Below are 16328 nucleotides of genomic sequence, written 5' to 3'. Positions count from 1 at the left end.
TCTCGGGTGCTGTGGGCGGGCTACAGCGGTTCGAGGTTGTCGATCTCGTCGTTGGTGTAGGCGGCGGTCCGGCCGTCCGCCTGCTTGACGACCTTTTCCTGCGACTCGCGATACCAACGCTCGGCGTTGGCGCTGTACGGCGCGTAGAGGTCCGCGTTGGCCCCGAGTGTGCCAAGGAACGAGGCGTTGTAATCGGGGCTGCGCCCCATCCAGCCGTAGCTCATCCGCGCCCATGCCTCGGAGGGGAAGATCTCCCGATCATCGCGGCGGCTCTCGATATACCCCTTGCCGGTGACGGGGCGTCACCGGCGCTCGCTCTGCAGCCGTAGCTGGGCGAACCCGCGGTTGGCCACGGTGGTGAGCAGCACGGCGGAACTGACGTGCGTGCGTCCGGTGGAGAGGTCCCGCCAGACCCGTTCGAGGCGTTCCCCCTCACGCACGGCTGTGCTGCCGGCCGTCGGCTGGATGATCTCGTCGACGGCCCGCCAGGCCAGCGAAGTCGCCTCTCGGCAGGTCAACGCGATCCGCAGGTCCTCCTCGGCGGTGAACGCTCCGAGCGGTTGCTCGGACAGCTCGTGCCACCGCCGCGCCGTGGCGAGCACGAGTGTCTCGGCGGCGTCGATCATGCTGCTGGCCTGCCCGTACCAGAGCTGGAAGTCGGGGTCGTCCACTCTGGGCGGGAACGGCGGGAGGATCGTGGTGCGGGAGAACATCAACTCCGTGTAGGCGTCAAGCGCGCCCTGGCACATGCCGACCGCGATGTGTGCGCCCTCCAAGGCCATCGAGCTGGCCGGCGCACCGCCGTACTGCGGGTGCTCGTGCAGGTCCCGCCCGGGGGTGCCGCCGGTCACCGAGATCTCGGTGAAGTCCACCTCCAGGCCGAAGTGGCTGGGGATGTGCCCGTCGGAGATCCGGATGCTGTGCGACCCGCTGCCCTTGAGGCCCAGCTGCCAGCCCCAGTCGTCGAGCATCTCCCACTGATCACGGGGCACGATGAACAACAGCGGGCGTGGCGGTTTCCCGTCATCCTCGACGATCATCGTGTTGCCGATCAGGTGGGTCGCGTACGGCGCGCCGGAGCAGTACTTCCAGACGCCGTTCAGGATCCAGCCGCCATCCGCGGCGCGCCTGGCTGTCCCGTGCGGGGCGTTGACGAGCGGTGCGATGAAGTCGCCGCCCTTGAAGATCTCGGCCTGCGCCTTCTCCCCGAACATGCTGCCGGCGAACAGCGAATGCGCCGCGCCCAGGCAGTACATCCAACCGGTCGACGCGCAGGCCCGGGTCAGGATCATCACGATCTGCAGGAAGGTGTCGAAGCCGAACTCGTAGCCGCCGTAGCGCTTGGGCACCGTGATGCGGTAGAAGCCGGCGTCCCGGAACGCCCGGTGGGTGTCCTCGGCGTAGTAGGTTCGCTCCTCCGTCTCACGCTGACGGGCCACCAGGGCGGGCGCCATGGCCCTGGCCCGCTCGATCAGCACGGCCGGGGTGACGTCGGGCTCGGATGGCAGGGCCATGCCCTGCACGTCGTTCGCGGTGACGGTCATGGTGTCAACCTCTCAGATCGTCGAATCCGGGTCGGCCACCATCTCGCCGATCACGCTGAGATACCCGGCCACCTGCTCTTCGATCTCGGCGCGATCGAACAGGTGGCGGCTGAAGCTGAGCCCGCCAACCACTTCGGTGTTGCTCAGGTGCATCGACCAGATCATGCCGTCCGGGGTCTCGGAGCCGACTGGCTGCGGGATGACCCGCCGCCAGATCGCCGTGTACTCGAGGTCGCCGATCCGCTTGCCCTGCATCAGGTAGGGCGGCTGGACGGCCTGGAACAGGCACGGCACCGCGTCGGGGCCGACCGATGCCATCAGCTCGGGCGCCTCGGCGAGCACGTGCAGCAGCGGCAGCTCATGCTTGAAGGCGCCGACGCAGGCCGTCCTGGTGCGGGCGACGGCATCGCGGAAGGTCCGGCAGTCGCGCAGATCCACCCGGAGCGGGAGGAAGTTGAAGAACGACCCGACCGTGGACTGGAAGCGGTGCTGGCGGCCCGGCGCGAACGTGGGCACCACGATGTCGGTCGCCTGGGTGCGCCGGTTCACAAAGACGGCGAACGCGGCGAGCAGCACCATGAACGGGGAACTGCGCGTCTCCCTGGCCAGCCGAGACACTTCCGTGCTCAGGTGCGCGTCGGTGGCGAAGCGGTGATAGCTCGTCGCCGGGGCCACCTGCTCGTCGCGGCGCGCCGGCGCGACCAGGATCCGGGCGCCGCGCAGCGTTTCACGCCAGTAGGCCCGTGCGGCAGCCACCGTCGGCCCAGCGGCCTCCTCCTGCTGTGCGGCGATGTAGTCGCGGTACTGGGTCACCTCGGGCAACTGGGGCTCGTCCCCGGCCGCACGAGCCGCGTAGCATTCCGCCAAGTCCCGCAGGATCACCTGGAGCGACCAGACGTCCGCGGCGCTGTGGTGGGTGCAGAGCACCAGCACGGAGTCCTGCTCGTCGAAGCGGCCCAGCACGGCCCGCAGCAGCGGGACCTCGTCGATCGGGAACGGCCGGGTCTCCGCCTCGATCATGAGCTGCTCAGCGCGCCGGTCCCGGTCCGCGCCCGGCGACCCGTCCAGATCGATCAGCTGCAGCTCGGGCTGCCGGGCGGGCAGCACGCTCTGCGTGCCACCGCCGTCCTCAAGGTGCAACACGGTACGCAGCGCCTCGTGCCGCTCGACCACGTCGGCCAGCGCCAGCCGCAGAACCTGCACGTCGACGCGTCCGTGGAGCCGCCACCCGCCGACCTCCACGTAGTGTGGCCCGAACGGCCCGGCTTCAAAGCCTTGGGCAAACATGCAGAGGAACTGCTGCTGCAGTGAGAGCACCGTGGGTGCCTGCTGGACTTCCGGAAAGGTTGTCATGTGGGATCTCTCCTCGGTGGGGGCTGACGTCGGCGTTGTGGTGGGCATCAATCAGCGCGCCGCGTTCCAGCTCGTCGGCGACCAACTGGAGTTCGTCTGCCAGGTAGCAGTCGTCCTCGAGGGTTGGCACGAGCAACCGGATGGTGTCTGGCAGGCCGAGCGCCTCGCCGTCGAGATCGACGTTCTGACCGTCGTCACTTGTGCTCCCGGGTGGTGTGGCGAACGGATGGTCACTGCCCTGCTACGTGGCCGCGCCTCGATGTCATCACCGCCTGGAGGGCCGCCGCATCTTCGTGGTTGCCGCAGCCTGCCCACCGGGCAAGAGGTGAGCCAGGTGGACCCATGACGCGCGCCACGGCGGCGCCCCGCAAGGATGGAGAGCCAGCACGCCGTTGCGGAGGCGGCGTCCGCGCCGGGAAGACCGCCGGGCTGCCGACGGCCTGTCAGGCGCCGAGCCGGATACGCTCCGCTTCCGACTGTGGCATCTTCTGCGGGCCTTGGCCGTCGTTGGCGGTGGCCGATTCCACGTGTTGCGCGTACCCGTCAAGCAGTTGCTGAGCCTGGGCGTTAGCCCGGCTGAATCGCGCGGCCAGATCCTCGCCGTCGACCAGCACGTCGTGCATGGCCTGCATGCCCGCGCTTTGGATGGGCAGGAAATTGCCAAACACCGCGCCACGGGTGGCGGGGGAGTCGGGGCTTATGCGGAGTTGGTCGATGGCGGGCCGGTAGTGCGGATTCTGGTCGAACCAGCCCTCGCTGGTGAGCAGGTCGATCGACGCCTCGGTAGTAGGGACGAACGTCCGCCCGTGGTCGTAGATGCTGGTGGCGTTGCGGGGGTTGTTCAGAAACTGCATGAGGGCCAGCGCGCCGTCGCGGGTCGGTTCGTCCAGCCCGTCGCGCAGCCACAGCGACTCACCGGCAATCAGGTTCCCCGCGTACCCGGCCCGCTCGTTGTAGGGCATTCGGCTGACCTGCACGCGGAACCCGGCCTTGCGGGCCGCCCGGACGATAGGCCCGGTCTCGACCGATGAGCTGACCAGCATCGCCGCGTCTCCCTTGGCGAACGCTTCCATGCAACCCCACCAGTCCGACTGCTTGCCCGTGTAGAGGTAGTGGCCTGCCCGGTGCAGGTCCCTCCACCAGGTCGCGTAGGCCAGCATCTCGGGCGACATGAAGTCGACCTTTTCGCTCCGGCCCGACCTGCCGTTCTCGTGGTCGGCGAGCAGGCCCCCCTGCTGAGCCACGGACTGCTGGAAGAGCCAGCCGAAATTGGGCCAGGTGATCCCGGCGCGGCGCGCGCCGTCCCGTCCCGCCAGGGCGGCGCAGGCGGCTTCCACCTCCGCCCAGGTGCTCGGTGGTTCGGCGATCCCGGCGGCGCGCAGCGCGTCGATGTTGGAGTAGAGCAGGACGGTGGAGGTGTTGCGCGGCATCGAGCTCAGGTCGCCGTCGAACGTGTAGTACGCCCGCATGTTGGCCACGATGTCGTCGAGGACCACGGGCTCACCGAGGATCTCCTCCCGCCCGGCCACTGCCTTGGTCACCGAGGTGAACAACGGCCGCCCGTCCGGGTCGCGTACGTCCTGGGCCTCCTGGAGGTACGTGTACTGGTACGCGGCAATGTGCGGCGCTGTTCCGGCACGCGCGGCCCGTGCCACCTCTCGGGGGAAGGCACCCACGTTGACGGCTTCGACGACAGCCCGGTACTGCGGGTGCCTGCGGTTGAACTCCGCTGCCTGTTTCCGGATCGGGTCGACGAGCTGTTGCCACATCGGCCAGCGATTGAGCCAGACGTTGATTGTGATCTTTCCGGCTGGTTCATGCATGAGTCTCGCCATCTCAGGTCGGTACCGGGAGCTTCATCGGAATTTCATGCTCCGCGCCGCCGTCGGCGGTCGCATCTCCACGCTTGCTTCGGGCCCTCCCGCAGGCCGGCGCGCGTGCAGAGGACTTGCCCGGCACCGGCAAGGTCGACCGCCGCCTGCTGGCCGAACCGGGCCAGCAGGCGGCGCACCCGGCCGACGGCGAGACAGCAGCTCAGAAGATGTGTCGCAGTGACCCGGCTGCCAGAGTCATTCCCGACGCCGTCCTGACTCGAGGAGGGTCAATGGAAACAGTCACCATGCTGCCGCGAAGCGAGCTGCTGAGGCGCGCGGTCGAGCTTGGCCCCGTGCTGAGGGCCAATGCGCAGGCGTCGGAGCAGCGCAGGCGGCTCAGCGATGAGATGCTCGAAGCGCTGGGCGGCTCCGGTCTGCTGCGCATGCGGGTGCCCCAGCGCTACGGGGGCTACGAGTCGGACATGCGGACCGTCGCCGAGGTGGTGGCCGAGCTCGCCCGCGGTGACGGTTCTACCAGCTGGACCGCCGCGGTCTGGCTGATCAGCAGCTGGATGGTCGGCCTGTTCCCGGATGCCGTGCGCGAGGAGGTGTTCGCCGACCCGGACGTGCGGATCGCCGGGATCCTCAGCCCGAGCGCGGTGGCCGTGCCGGTTGACGGTGGCTACCAGGTCAACGGCAAGTGGTCGTTCAACACCGGTGCCCAGCAGAGTGACTGGAACGTCAACGCCGCGGTCCGGCCCACCCCGGACGGGCAGTACGAGCCTGTCATGGTGCTGCTCCCGATGAGTGACCTGCAGGTGATCGACGACTGGCACACCGTCGGGATGCGCGGCTCGGGCAGTGTCACGACGGTGGCGGAGAACGTCTTCGTGCCGGCCGAACGGGTGGTGCCGATGGGCCCGGTGATCGTCGGTGCGCACCCGCTGCAGCAGGACCCGTCCGCGCTGATGTGGCGGGCGCCGTTCATGCCGATCGCCTGTACCACTGTCGGTGCGGTCGCGTATGGCCTGGCGGTCGCCGCCAGGGACGCGTTCCTGGAGCGGCTGCCCGGCCGCAAGATCACCTACACCGACTATGCGGAGCAGAGCGCGGCGCCGTTGACTCACCTGCAGGTGGCCGGTGCGACCGTACGGGTGGACGAGGCCGGATTCCACATCTTCCGGGCGGCCGACACGATCGACGCGAAGGCGGCCGCCGGTGACGCGTGGACGCTTGAGGAGCGCGCCCGGGCCCGGCTGGACCTCGGCGCTGTCTGCCTGCGGGCCAAGGAGACCGCCGACGTGCTGGCCGACGCCAGCGGCGGCTCCTCGCTGCACACCGACGTGCCGATCCAGCGCATCGAACGCGACATCAAGGCGCTCAACCTGCACGCCATCATGCACCCCGACACCAACTTCGAGCTGTACGGACGCCTTACCTGCGGCCTGCCATCCAATACCCAATACCTCTGATCTCGCCTGGAGGAGACATGAGCACCCAGCAGCAGTCGGCTCTCAGCACGGCAGAAATCACCCAGCGTGTCACGGCGATCTGGACCGAGGTTCTGGGCCCCGGCTCCGATCGGCCCGGCGCCACGTTCTTCGAGCTCAACGGGCAGTCCATCGCCGCCGTGCAGATTGCTGCGGCGATCGAGGAACAACTAGGCGTCACCCTCGACATCGGCGATCTCTTCGAGGACCCGGACCTGGAGACCCTGACCCGCGTCGTCCTCGCCACGTCCAGCGACTCGGCCGGCTGACCGTGGGGACCGCGAAGGGGACCGCGATGCAAGAACTGACTCACGTGCGGCCGGATGCGGACCTCGACCACGTGGTGGCGATTCTCGAGCGCGACGGAGCGGTGATCGTTGAAGGATTCACCGACGCGGTGACGCTCGCCGGGCTCCGAGCGGACCTCGGCCCTGGCCTCGAGGCATCTGGTTACAGCGAGAGCGGTTACGACGGGCAAAAGACCAAGCGGCTGTCCAGCCTGTTCCGGCGGACGACACACATGACGCCGGTTGTGACCCAGCCCCTGTTCCTCGGTTCGGCGCGGCGGCTGCTGCAACAGCCAAGGCACATTTGGATCGGCAAGGTCCGGATGGAGGTGACGCCGAGTATCCAGATCAGCTTCACCCAGGCGATAAGAATTGATCCGGGCCAGGGCCGGCAGCCGTTGCACCGCGACGACGCGATGCATCTGTGGCGGCATCCGGGGCCACCGTGCCGGCTGCAGCTGATGCTGGCCATTACCGACTTCACCAGCGCCAACGGCGCAACCCTGGTCGTCCCCCGCAGTCACCACTGGGACGACGAGCGGGCGCCCTCGTACGCCGAGGCGGTCCCGGCCGTCATGCCCGCCGGTTCCGCGCTGCTCTGGCAGGGCGGTGTCTACCACGGCGGCGGAGCCAACACCACGGACTCGCCGCGGCAGAGCCTCTCCGTCGCGCTCGACCTGGGCAACCTGCGGCAGGAGGAGAACCAGTACCTCGCCGTTCCCCGGGAGACCGTGCTGACCCTGCCGGAGGAGGTGCAGCGGCTGCTCGGCTGGGACCGCTGCCCGCCCGGCCTTGGCCAGGTCGAGACGCAGGACCCGCACCTGCTGCTGGAGCGGACACTGCAGGAGCTCGCCAGCAGGCCACGTGGTGCAAATCCGTTGATGTAGCGCGCCTGCTCGAGGTCCCACCCAACCTGGTCGGCCTCGGCAGCCCGCCGATCGTAAGCTGATCCGCGCCTTCGCCAAAGGCAGCCGGTGCGCTCTGCGCTAGCAGGCGCACCGGCTGCGGCGTTTCCGTTCGCCGAGTACGCGGCCCCCGCCCCGGGCCGCACCCGGCGCCTGCTCACCACGGCCCTGCTTCCCACCGCCCCCATGCGGAAGGCGGATCGGGCCCGGGGAGCCGACGTCCGATCCCGGTCAGGAGGTTGTCCGGGGCCGGGGGTGACCTCCGGCGATGTCGACCACGGCGGCGATCAGCGCCAGCACGACGATCCCGGCGGCCAGCAACAGCGAGTGCCGGAACGCGGTCGCCCAGTCGCCCCGGGTGCTGCCGAGCACCGAGAAGAACAGCGCGCCCACGCCCGCGATGCCGGCCGCCGAGCCGATCCGCTGGCCGGTCTGCAGCATGCCGGCCCCGCTGCCGGCCTGCGGCACCGGCACCTCGGACAGCGTCAGCGTCTGGTTCGGCGCGATGACCAGGCCGCTACCCAACCCGGCCAGCAGGAACGGCACCGCGGTCAGCAGCGGCACCGAGACGTGCGACGAGCCGCCCAACACCCAGACGACCGCACCGAGGCCGATCACCACCACCAGCAGCCCGACGGCGACCAGCGGCCGGCCGTACCGGGTGACCACCCGGCCGCTCAGCGCCGACGCCGCCGCCGAGCCGAGCGCGAACGGGGTGATCGCCAGCCCGGCGGCGAGGGCCGAGTAGTTGAGCCCGATCTGCAGGTAGAGGGTGAAGATGAAGAAGATCGCGGTGAACCCGGCGAAGTAGAGCAGACCGATCAGCGTCCCCAGGGTGTACGAGCGCAGTCCGAACAGCCGCAGGTCGAACAGGGGCGGCCGGTGGCGGGCGTACCGCCGTTCCCAGAGGCCGAAGGCGACCAGGAAGAGCAGCCCGGCCGGGATGAGCAGCCACTTCGCCGCGCCCTGCCACTGCTGCCGCTGCACCAGCGGGAGCAGCACCAGGGTCACCCCGACCCCGAGCAGCAGCACGCCGATCGGGTCGAGCCGGTGGCGGTTCTGCGCGCCGGTCGGGCGGGCCGGCATCAGCCGCCAGCCGAGAAACACGGCGAGGATGCCGACCGGGACGTTCACGAAGAACACCCACCGCCAGCCGTGCTGCTCGCCACCGAGCTGGATGAGCAGCCCACCGAGCAGCGGGCCGATGGCGGTGGAGATGCCGATGGTGGCGCCGAGCAGCCCGAACGCGCGGCCCCGCTCGGCGCCCCGGAAAAGCTGCTGGATCAGGCCGCTCACCTGCGGGTTGACCACTCCGGCGGCGGCGCCCTGGACGAGCCGGGCGATGATCAGCCACTCGGGGGAGCGGGCCAGCCCGGCCAGCGCGCTGGTCACCGTGAACAGCGCCACGCCGACCACGAACCCGATTCGTCGGCCGCGCGCGTCACCGAAGCGCCCCGCCGACACCAGCACCAGGCCGAAGGTGAGCGCATACCCGGACAGCACCCACTGCAGGTCGCTCGGCGTCGCCCGCAAGGCCCGGTCGATCGACGGTACGGCGACGTTGACGATGCTGACGTCCAACAGCGTCATGAACGCGGCGACCAGGCCGACGCCGAGCGCCTGCCAGCGGCGGCGGTTGTCGTACTCGGTGTCCGCCGGTGGCGGCGACCGATCCGCGCTCATCGTGCCCCCCGATGACCGTCGATCACGCATTCCCGATCGCTACCCGGTCCCCGAAGGGGCAAACGACGCGTCACGCCATCTGACGCGCGCACCACCGCGGGCCGAAGTCCAGACCGGCCATGGGGGAGTCCTCGCGGTGCAACAGACCCCGCTCGGTGAGCAGGTGCAGTGGCTCGCGCAGCTCCTCCTCGGTCATCCCGGTCTCCTCGGCGATCAGGTCAGGGTAGGGGACGTGACCCCGCACCTCCAGCGCGGTCACCGCCTGGTACACCCGCTCCTCGACCTCAGACAGCTGTACCCGCTGCATCGCTTCCCTCCTCGGTGACCCGCCCGAACCCGTGGGCGGTCTGCGCCCGGCGGTTACCCGGCCGGCGTCCGATGATGCCCACCCGTTCGGGCGGTCGCGTCGGGCGCGTGACCAGCGCGCGCATCCGCTCGTGCCCTAGGCTGCAGCAGTGATCAACTGGGATCTCGTCGTCGTCGGAGGCGGCCCCGCCGGGCTCACCGCCGCCCGTGTCGCGGCCGGTGCCGGCGTCCGCACGCTGGTGGTCGAGCGCGCCACCCATCCCCGCTACAAGACCTGCGGCGGCGGACTGATCGCCACCTCGCTGGCCGAGGTGGCCGCCCGGATCGAGGTGCCCGTCCACGACCGGGTCGACCGGGTCACGTTCACCCGGGACGGGCGACGCGCCTTCACCCGCCGGCACCCGTCGCCGCTGGTGAGCATGGTCCGCCGCGAGGAGTTCGACGACCGGCTGCGTGCCGCCGCGGTCGCCGCCGGGGCCGAGATCCGCGAGGGCGTCGCGGTCCGCGCCGTCGAGCAGGATCCCGACGAGGTACGCCTGCGGCTGGCCGACGGCGACACCGTGCGCGCCCGCGTCGTGATCGGCGCCGACGGCTCCTCCGGCGTCACCGCCCGGCACGTCGGGGTGGCCTACCGGCAGGTCGACCTGGGGCTGGAACTGGAACTGCCGGTCCCGCCCGTCGAGCAGGACCGCTGGCGGGGCCGGCTGCTGATCGACTGGGGGCCGGTCCCCGGGTCGTACGCCTGGGTCTTCCCGAAGGGGGACCGGCTGACCGTCGGCGTCATCTCCGCCCGCGGCGAGGGTGAGCGGACCCGGGCCTACCTGCGCGACTTCCTGGCGCGGCTGGGCCTGTCCGGGGTGACCCCGGAGCAGGACTCCGGCCACCTGACCCGCTGCCGGGCGGCCGACTCGCCGCTGCGCCGCGGCCGGGTGCTGGTCGCCGGCGACGCGGCCGGCCTGCTGGAGCCGTGGAGCCGGGAGGGGATCAGCTTCGCCCTGCGGTCGGGCCGGCTGGCCGGGGAAGCGGTCGCCGGCGGCGACCCGGACGCCTACGAACGGGCGGTACGCCGGGAGCTGGTGCCCGCCATGGGGGCCGGGCACCGGCTGCTGGAGATCTTCGAGCGCCGGCCCGACGTGTTTCACGCGATGCTGGCCACCCCGCCGGGCTGGCGGATGTTCGTCCGGTTCTGCCAGGGCCGGGCCAGCTTCGACCGGACCCTGGCCCGCCGTCCGGTCCGAGCCGGCCTCGCCCTGCTGGACCGGCTCCCGCCGATGCGGCGGAACGGATCGACAGGCCGGCAGCCTGAGGGGCCGGTCAGGGCAGGATGACCGCCCGGCCGTGGATCTCGCCGCGGCGCAGCAGCGCGTACGCCTCCGGCGCCCGGTCGAGCGGGAACGTCCTGCTCGAGCACCCCAGGTGAGATCATCTGTACCGCGCGCATCGTCGTACTCCAGCCCGTCGCTGCCGGTCGTGGCGGCGGTCTACCCACCGGGCGCGGGTTGATGCCGACGGTGGACGGGCAGGCGCACAATGCCCTCATGAGCGAGCCGAGCGAGTCGTTCACCGACGATGAGTACGCGTTCCTGCGGCACGTACGCTTCGGCGAACTGCCGCCCGCGGTCCGCCCCGAGGAGCGGGTCGAACTGACCGAGACCGACGCCCGCCGGGACCGGCCCGAGCCGACCGGTGGCCCCGAGGAGTGGGCCCTGCGCAACAGTCCGGGCTGAGCCCGGAAACGGCCGACGGGCCGCAGGGGTGACCCCGCGGCCCGCCGAACCGGTACGGATCAGAAGACCGGCACGCCCGCGCGGACCAGCTTCCAGTTCGGCACGAAGAAGTCGGCCGGGTTGATGGCGCCCTTGGCCTGCGCCCACTCGATGAGCAGCTGGCGGATCTCCTGCTGCTCGTTGTAGACCTGGGTCTTGACGACGCCGGGGAAGTTGCCGCCACCGCTGCGCCGGTAGTTGTTCACCGCGATGACGAACTGGGCGTCCGCGGCGACCGGGGTGTCGGTGCCCGGCAGGACCAGGCGGGTGATCCGCTGGCCGACCGGCTTCGAGATGTCGATGTCGTAGTCGACGCCCGAGATGACGTCGTAGTTGTAGTCCGGCACGGCCGGGTCGCTGATGTTCGCCGGGTCGACGGTGTCGCCCACCGCGAAGGTCTTGAAGTACTTGGCCGAGTACTCCAGGTACGCCTTCACCTCGGCACCGCTGATCACGACGGCCTCGAGGGTGTTGTCGTAGACGTACAGGCCCGCGAGGTCGCGGATCCGCACGTCACCCTGCGGGAAGACGGCGGTACGGCTGAACGGCGCCGCGATCGACAGCACCGGCAGGCCCGCGTACGCGGTGCCGGCCAGGGCCTTGGTGACCACGTCGGTCTGGACGTGGTTGATGAAGTCCAGGATCGGGGTGTCCTTGTACCGCGACTCGACGGCCGACAGCTCCACGGTGCACTGGGCGACGACCTTGTTGACGTAGTCGACCGTCTTGGTGTGCTGGCCACGCACCGCCGCGAGGACCGCCGGGTCCTCGACCACCGTGTTGGTGTTCAGCATGGTGGAGCCCTTGGCGACCACCTTCCAGCGGCCCTTCTCCCGGGTCAGGGTGAAGTCCATCCGGGTGAGCCGCTGACCCCACCGCGACGGCTCCGAGGTCAGCACCTGCTCGCCGGTGGTCTTGTTGGTGACGAACTTCTCCGGCACCTCGTTGTGTGCGTGGCCGAAGAGGATCGCGTCGATCCCCGGCACCTGCTCCGCGATCAGCGCCACCGGGTTCTCGTTCGGCAGCTCCGGGCCGTAGCTGGAGGTGCCGCTGTCGCCGCCGTGCGCCGAGATGATGACCAGGTCGGCGCCGCGCTCCCGCATGATCGGCACCCACTTGGCCGCGGTCTCGATCATGTCGGTGAAGATCAGCTTGCCCTCGACGTTGCCCTTGTCCCAGATGGCCACGCCCGGGTTGGTCAGGCCGAGGATGCCGACGTTCAGCGCCGGCGCGCCGTGCCCGCCGAGGTTGACCGGCTTGATCACATACGGCAGGTAGGCCGGCTTGCCGGTCTTCTCGTTGATCGCGTTGGCGGCGAGGGCCGGGAACCCGAGCTGCTCGATCCACTTGGCCAGCAGCGGCAGGCCGTAGTTGAACTCGTGGTTGCCCAGCGTGACGGCGTCGTAGTTCAGCACGTTCATCGCGTTGGCCATCGGGTGCGTCTCACCGGTGACGGTGATCGGCTCCTGCTTGGCGTAGTAGGTGGCCAGCGGGGTGCCCTGGATGGTGTCTCCGGCGTCCAGCACCAGGGTCGCCTTGCCCTTGCGCTCCGCACGGATCTGGTTGACCAGGGTGGCCAGCTTCGCGACGCCGACGTCGTTGTGCTTGCTGTCGTCGAACTCGGCGTCCTTGTAGTAGTCCCAGTTGTAGACGTTGCCGTGGGTGTCGGAGGTGCCCAGGATCGTCAGGTCCCAGGTCTTCGCAGGGGCTGCGCCGGCGGCCCGGGCGGGGGCGCCGGCGAGCAGCGGAGCGGTCGCGGCGGCGGCCGCGACGGCCAGCACCTGGCGGCGCGAGGCGCCGGAGGAGGAAGTCATGAGGTGCCTTTCCATGGGGGTGTAAGACGCCTCGTGGGCGCCGTTGCGCACCATAACGACCTGCTGCCCCCTGCGCCACATCGCCCTGCGGTGTTTCACCACGTCAGCGCCGGACGTGGCCCGGCGGTAACACCCGGTACACCCGAAAGTCGTTTCCGCCTCCTGCCCGGGGGTAGGGCGGAACCGGACCGGACAGGATGAAGCGGCACGAGGAGAAACCGGTGAGCGAGGACCAGTACACCCAGCAGGACCCCACCCGCCAGTACGGCCAGCAGCAGGGGCAACCTACGCAGCAGCAGTCCCCGCCGGGTTCCGAGCAGCGGATGGGACCGAAGCCGGACCACGGCGAGGAGTCCTACCGGGGCAGCGACCGGCTCGCCGGCAAGCGCGCCGTCATCACCGGGGGTGATTCCGGCATCGGCCGGGCCGTCGCCATCGCATACGCCCGGGAGGGCGCCGACGTGCTCATCTCCTACCTCGGCGAGCAGGAGGAGGCCGACGCCCGGGACACCGTCCGGCTGATCGAGTCGGCTGGCCGCAAGGGTGTCGCGGTGCGTACCGACCTCACCGACGAGCGCCACTGCCAGCAGCTGATCGACCGGGCGCTGGCCGACCTCGGTGGCATCGACATCCTGGTCAACAACGCCGCCTTCCAGATGGCCCAGGACAAGGGCCTCGCCGGCATCACCACCGAGCAGTTCGACCGGGTGTTCAAGACCAACGTGTACGCCATGTTCTGGCTGTGCCGGACGGCCTTGCCGCACCTGCCCGAGGGGTCGGCGATCATCAACACCTCCTCGATCCAGGCCTTCAACCCGTCGCCGCAACTGCTCGACTACGCCACCACCAAGGCGGCCATCGCGAACTTCACCAAGGCCCTCGCGCTGGACCTGGCTGACCAGGGGATCCGGGTCAACGCCGTCGCGCCCGGCCCGATCTGGACGCCGCTGATCCCGGCCACCATGCCCCCAGAGAAGGTGAAGCAGTTCGGCACCGACGTGCCGATGGGCCGCCCCGGCCAGCCGGCCGAGCTCGCCCCCGCGTACGTCTTCTTCGCCTCCCAGGAGTCCAGCTACGTGACGGGGGAGATCCTCGGGGTCACCGGCGGCAAGCTCACCCGGTGAGGCGCTGCCGGAACTGCCCGGTCAGCGGGGCCAGGCGGCCATCCGGCGGCGCACCTCGGCCACCCGGTCGGCGTCCAGCCCGTAGCGGCTGAAGCGCCGGTCCGGCACCTCGTCCAGGTAGCGGCCCGCCGCCCGGACGTCCTCGAGGTCCAGCGCCGGATCCACCTGCCGGGCCAGCGCCAGCAGCTCCGTCACGTCGTACCGGTCCAGGGCGGCGGAGACGTCGATGTAGTCGCGTACCTCCCGGCGGTTGACCAGCGCGGCGGTCTTGTTGGCGATCAGATCGCGGACGTCCATCACCGGCCCCAGGTCCATCACCACCGGGCTGCGGTACCGGTCCAGCCGGGCCAGGCTGAGCCGGATCTGCCGGCCGTCCCGGCTCACCACGAAGTCCCGCATGTCCCGGTCGAAGCCGTCGAAGAGCTCCGCCAGCTCGCTGCCCGGATCCGCGTCCACCACCTGGTAGCCGGCCCGCTCCAGCGCGGCCCGCACCCCGGCCGCCGCCGCGGCGGCGGCACCCTCCACGTCCGCGAACAGGTCCACGTCCTCCGTGGGGCGGGTGACCAGGCCGTGCGCCGCCCACGCCACGCCGCCGCCGAGCACGAACCGGTGCGGGCCGGCGGCAGCGAGGGCCACCCGGGCCACATCGCGGTAGAAGTCGTGCAGATGGCTCACGCGGTACGCAGATCCCGGTGCCGGCTCTCCCAGGCCACGCGGACGCCCCGGGGCAGGTTCAACCGCCGCCACACCCGGCGCAACGTCCGCCCGTCGATCAACTCGCGCAGGTCGTCGACGCGGGTGGTTTCCCGCAGCACGTTCTCGTACATCCAGAGCAGGTCGTCCGGCTCGCCGAGATCGAAGGCGCGCTCGCTGCTCCACATCAGCCGTACCGGCAGCTCGACGATGCCGCGAGTGGGGCCGGTGAGCTCGGCGAGGGTGCGGGCCACCACGGCGGGACGCCCGGGGCGGGCGAGGTACGCGCTGGTGACGGCCGACATGCTGTCAGGGTAACCCCTGTCTCCGGTTTTCCCGATGTCCTGCTCGTCGATGTGGTGCGGATGTGGCCCGCCGTGCCCCGTCATCGGGTCGCTGCCGGCGTTGGTCGCCGTTGGGGTGCGGCCTGCGCCCCGTCACGGGTCGCTGCTGTCCTTGGTTGCGGTGTGGGGTGTGGCCCGCCGTGCCCGGCTCCGGGCGGTCAGGCTTGATCCCTGCGCCGGTCACGGCGGGCCACACCCGCGTCGTGGTCCTGCGCCGTCCGGCTGTGCGGCCTGCGTGGTCCGTGTCCGGTGTACGTCGTGGCATCCGCCGTCCGGATTGTCGGGGTGCGTAGTGCGTGCCTCTGCTGCGGGCGGCTCCCCCTGGTTGGGCCTGGCTGGCCTGTCCTCGGTTCGCCGCGTGTGTTCAGGGGCGCAGTTGCGCCGAAGGTGGGGGTGTCCTGGCGCGTCGAAGGGCCACTTTCCCCGAAGGTGTCCGAAGGGCCGCGTTCCCGAAAGTGTCGGGTGTTGCGTAGGGGTCGTGATCGACTCCGGGTCGGGGATGTGGCGGTATCGGGCGGTGTCCGATACCGCCGTTTCCGCGACGTGGAGCACGTCTACTCCTCCCGTCCCGGATTGCGGTGCGCGGTGTCCGGTTTGCGGGCGGCCGGTGGGATCCCCGGCCCGGAATGGCGGCCGGCTCGGGAGCGTTGAACACGGGTGCACGGCCGAGGAAGGCGCCCCGCGAGCCGGGGTCGCCCGGGTGGGCCCGGGTCGGAATGTTGGTGGCCCGCCGGTCGTTGCACATGACTCGCGATCGAGGAAGCCGCCCCGCGTGTGGTGGGGTGGTCGGGCCCGGAATGATGGCGGGTCGCCGGTCGTTGTACATGGTCCCGGCGCCGCGAAGAGGCGAACCCCTAGCCCCGCGAGCCGCTGGTCGACAGACTTTCCCCCTTTTGAGCGCCTGACGGTGCTTGCGCACGCTGTCCGACCCCCATCGGTGTGTGCGCCAATCCCCCGAATGGAGCTTTGGTCATGAACTCGATGCTGCGTAAGAGTGTTCTTGGTCTTGCTGGTCTGGCTTTCACCGGTGGTGTGTTCGCCGGTCCGATCGCTGCTCACGCCGATGCCCCGGCCATCGCTGCTGGGAAGCCGGTGGCGGCGGTGCAGGCTGACAAGCCGGACATGGGCAAGCTGGTGCCGCATGGTGTGCAGGGCGCCCAGTCGAAGATCACCCTGAACGACGAGCAGACCGCGAACGCGAAGGC

The 16328-nt window shown here is 70.4% G+C and carries 15 protein-coding genes and 2 pseudogenes; 8 read left to right on the top strand and 9 right to left on the bottom strand.

Annotation, left to right across the window (positions count from 1 at the left end; genetic code table 11):
- Positions 1-86: 86 nt before the first annotated feature.
- The 3 genes and pseudogenes from ACGF4F_RS34735 to ACGF4F_RS34725 all read right to left on the bottom strand — a co-directional run.
- Positions 87-236, bottom strand: a pseudogene (locus tag ACGF4F_RS34735) (4-hydroxyphenylacetate 3-hydroxylase N-terminal domain-containing protein); the annotation flags it as partial.
- Positions 237-302: 66 nt separating this feature from the next.
- Positions 303-1544, bottom strand: coding sequence for an acyl-CoA dehydrogenase family protein (locus ACGF4F_RS34730; protein WP_357445102.1), 1242 nt, complete (start codon positions 1542-1544; stop codon positions 303-305).
- Between the two features lie 12 nt (positions 1545-1556).
- On the bottom strand, positions 1557-2897 hold the full coding sequence (locus ACGF4F_RS34725; protein WP_393084421.1) for a condensation domain-containing protein: 1341 nt from the start codon (positions 2895-2897) through the stop codon (positions 1557-1559).
- Between ACGF4F_RS34725 and ACGF4F_RS34720 the strand changes: the two genes are divergently transcribed.
- Positions 2896-3243 carry a hypothetical protein gene (locus ACGF4F_RS34720; RefSeq protein ID WP_393084418.1) on the top strand — a complete coding sequence of 116 codons (348 nt, stop codon included), beginning with the start codon at positions 2896-2898 and terminating at the stop codon, positions 3241-3243. The two genes, ACGF4F_RS34725 and ACGF4F_RS34720, sit on opposite strands and share 2 nt — an antisense overlap.
- 97 nt (positions 3244-3340) lie before the next feature.
- On the opposite strand, the gene ACGF4F_RS34715 is transcribed toward ACGF4F_RS34720, so the two are convergent.
- Entirely contained in the window at positions 3341-4720 is a 1380-nt protein-coding gene (locus ACGF4F_RS34715) for an extracellular solute-binding protein (protein ID WP_393084415.1), read from the bottom strand.
- A gap of 281 nt (positions 4721-5001) precedes the next feature.
- Between ACGF4F_RS34715 and ACGF4F_RS34710 the strand changes: the two genes are divergently transcribed.
- From ACGF4F_RS34710 to ACGF4F_RS34700, 3 genes are read left to right on the top strand one after another with little or no spacing between them, the layout of a single operon-like run.
- Entirely contained in the window at positions 5002-6183 is a 1182-nt protein-coding gene (locus ACGF4F_RS34710) for an acyl-CoA dehydrogenase family protein (protein WP_393084412.1), read from the top strand.
- 17 nt (positions 6184-6200) lie between these two features.
- Positions 6201-6470: a phosphopantetheine-binding protein gene (locus tag ACGF4F_RS34705; protein WP_357447790.1), complete on the top strand. Its 270-nt coding sequence runs from the start codon at positions 6201-6203 to the stop codon at positions 6468-6470.
- A 26-nt stretch (positions 6471-6496) separates the two neighbouring features.
- Positions 6497-7375 (top strand): phytanoyl-CoA dioxygenase family protein, encoded by an 879-nt coding sequence (locus tag ACGF4F_RS34700; protein WP_393084409.1) that lies wholly within the window; start codon positions 6497-6499, stop codon positions 7373-7375.
- Between the two features lie 249 nt (positions 7376-7624).
- Here ACGF4F_RS34700 and ACGF4F_RS34695 read toward each other — a convergent pair whose 3' ends face one another.
- A complete protein-coding gene (locus ACGF4F_RS34695; protein ID WP_393084406.1) occupies positions 7625-9076 on the bottom strand; it encodes an MFS transporter in 1452 nt (483 codons plus the stop codon).
- Positions 9077-9146: 70 nt separating this feature from the next.
- Entirely contained in the window at positions 9147-9383 is a 237-nt protein-coding gene (locus ACGF4F_RS34690) for a hypothetical protein (RefSeq protein WP_073839276.1), read from the bottom strand.
- A gap of 148 nt (positions 9384-9531) precedes the next feature.
- Between ACGF4F_RS34690 and ACGF4F_RS34685 the strand changes: the two genes are divergently transcribed.
- Both ACGF4F_RS34685 and ACGF4F_RS34680 read left to right on the top strand, forming a co-directional pair.
- Positions 9532-10710, top strand: a complete 1179-nt coding sequence (locus tag ACGF4F_RS34685) for a geranylgeranyl reductase family protein (protein ID WP_393084403.1) — start codon at positions 9532-9534, stop codon at positions 10708-10710.
- A gap of 210 nt (positions 10711-10920) precedes the next feature.
- On the top strand, positions 10921-11109 hold the full coding sequence (locus ACGF4F_RS34680; RefSeq protein WP_357447803.1) for a hypothetical protein: 189 nt from the start codon (positions 10921-10923) through the stop codon (positions 11107-11109).
- Between the two features lie 59 nt (positions 11110-11168).
- On the opposite strand, the gene ACGF4F_RS34675 is transcribed toward ACGF4F_RS34680, so the two are convergent.
- Entirely contained in the window at positions 11169-12962 is a 1794-nt protein-coding gene (locus ACGF4F_RS34675; protein ID WP_357447806.1) for a 5'-nucleotidase C-terminal domain-containing protein, read from the bottom strand.
- 221 nt (positions 12963-13183) lie between these two features.
- On the opposite strand from ACGF4F_RS34675, the gene ACGF4F_RS34670 reads away from it, so the two are divergent.
- Positions 13184-14086 carry an SDR family oxidoreductase gene (locus ACGF4F_RS34670; RefSeq protein WP_393084399.1) on the top strand — a complete coding sequence of 301 codons (903 nt, stop codon included), beginning with the start codon at positions 13184-13186 and terminating at the stop codon, positions 14084-14086.
- 21 nt (positions 14087-14107) lie between these two features.
- Here the strand turns inward: ACGF4F_RS34670 and ACGF4F_RS34665 are convergent, their stop codons facing one another.
- A complete protein-coding gene (locus tag ACGF4F_RS34665) occupies positions 14108-14761 on the bottom strand; it encodes a nucleotidyl transferase AbiEii/AbiGii toxin family protein (RefSeq protein ID WP_357447812.1) in 654 nt (217 codons plus the stop codon).
- Positions 14758-15084 carry a hypothetical protein gene (locus ACGF4F_RS34660; RefSeq protein WP_393084396.1) on the bottom strand — a complete coding sequence of 109 codons (327 nt, stop codon included), beginning with the start codon at positions 15082-15084 and terminating at the stop codon, positions 14758-14760. Before ACGF4F_RS34660 ends, ACGF4F_RS34665 begins: the two co-directional genes overlap by 4 nt.
- 1011 nt (positions 15085-16095) lie before the next feature.
- Between ACGF4F_RS34660 and ACGF4F_RS34655 the strand changes: the two are divergent.
- Positions 16096-16328 (top strand): annotated as a pseudogene (locus tag ACGF4F_RS34655) (hypothetical protein); the annotation flags it as partial.

The sequence above is a fragment of the Micromonospora sp. NPDC047740 genome (assembly GCF_043204735.1).
GTDB lineage: Bacteria > Actinomycetota > Actinomycetes > Mycobacteriales > Micromonosporaceae > Micromonospora.
Note: the sequence above shows the minus strand (reverse complement) of the source record. Positions and strands in the feature narration are given on the sequence as shown.